Source organism: Achromobacter colocynthidis (assembly GCF_057334535.1).
Genome location: NZ_JBHFIZ010000010.1, coordinates 1 through 1693, shown reverse-complemented (window position 1 = coordinate 1693; position 1693 = coordinate 1). Strand labels below are relative to the sequence as shown.

Genomic DNA, 1693 nt, shown 5'->3' with positions numbered 1-1693 from the left:
GTCAAGGACAACATCACCGTCACCGTCACCGACGTGGCCGGCGTGTCCACCAGCAACGACCTGGTCATCCAGATCCTCGACACCGCTCCGGCCGCCAATGACGACAACGGCGGCACCGTCACCGAGGACGCCGCGCTCAACACGCTGAGCGGCAACGTCGTGACCAACGACACCAAGGGCGCTGATGCCATCACCGGTGTCACCTGGAACGTCACCGACGCCCAGAAGGCCGCCATCGAGCAGTACGGCACCCTGACCCTGAACAACGACGGCACCTGGGCGTTCAAGCTCGACAACACCAAGCCTGCCGTGCAGGCGCTCAACGCCAGCGACAAGCTGAACTTCACGCTGGGCTATACCGTGGCCGACGCCGATGGCGATACGTCCACCGCCAACCTGAACTTCAGCATCAACGGCCAGACCGATGGCCCCCCGGTCATCACCCCCGAGGACAGCGACGGCAACGTCTCCGGCGCGCATAACAGCGTGGTTGAAGGCACCGGCAACACCGTCACGGGCTCCGTGACTGTCTCCGCCGAAGCCGGCGTCGCCGGCGTCACCGTCGGCGGCAAGGACGTCACCGGCGCCAGCGCCGCCAACCCCGTCGTCATCACCACCGACAAGGGCATCCTGACCGTCACCGGCTACAACGCCGCCACCGGCACGATCTCCTACTCCTACCAGGAGACGGGCGGCGCCGATGACCACACCGCGGGCGATGATGCCGTCAAGGACAACATCACCGTCACCGTCACCGACGTGGCCGGCGTGTCCACCAGCAATGACCTGGTCATCCAGATCCTCGACACTGCCCCGGTCGCCAATGAAGACACGGCTGACATCACCGACGACACGATCGCTCCGATCATCGGAAACGTGCTGACCAACGACACGCTCGGCGCTGACGCGGTCACGGCCGTCCTCAACACCGGTGATGCCAAGTACGGGCAGCTCGTCGACAATGGCGACGGTACCTGGTCGTATCAGCTCAACAACAGCCTGGCCGCGGTGCAAGCCCTAAAGGCAGGCCAACTGCTGACTGAAACGATCCGCTACACCGTTACCGACGCGGACGGCGATTCCAGCGAAGCAGTGCTGACCATTACGATCACTGGCACCAACGACATCCCCGTGGTGACCAATGACGCGAAGTCGGTCACCGAAGACGTCGGCGTGTCGGCCGGCAAGCTCAGTGTGAACGGCGCGGTCACCATCAGCGACGCCGACGCCGGCGAGTCGACCTTCAATACGAGCTCCCTCAAGTTCACCGGCAGCACGCATGCCGGTGGCCAGCTGGGCGCGGTCACCATCAACGCCGACGGCACGTACACCTACAAGGTGGACAACGCCGCCGTACAGTTCCTGAAGGCTGGCCAGTCCATCGTCGAGACCTACACGGTCGCTTCCGCTGACGGCACCGCCACCAGCACCATTAGCATCACCATCAACGGCACCAACGACCTGCCGACGGTGACCAATGACGCGAAGTCGGTCACGGAAGACGTCGGCGTGTCGGCCGGCAAGCTCAGTGTGAACGGCGCGGTCACCATCAGCGACGCCGACGCCGGCGAGTCGACCTTCAATACGAGCTCCCTCAAGTTCACCGGCAGCACGCATGCCGGTGGCCAGCTGGGCGCGGTCACCATCAACGCCGACGGCACGTACACCTACAAGGTGGACAACGCCGCCGTAC

The 1693-nt window shown here is 64.6% G+C and carries 1 protein-coding gene; it reads left to right on the top strand.

Annotated features, from left to right (window positions below; translation table 11 throughout):
* The coding region (locus ACE04A_RS04950) for a VCBS domain-containing protein (RefSeq protein ID WP_485819903.1) at positions 1–1693 on the top strand (1693 nt) is incomplete at both ends.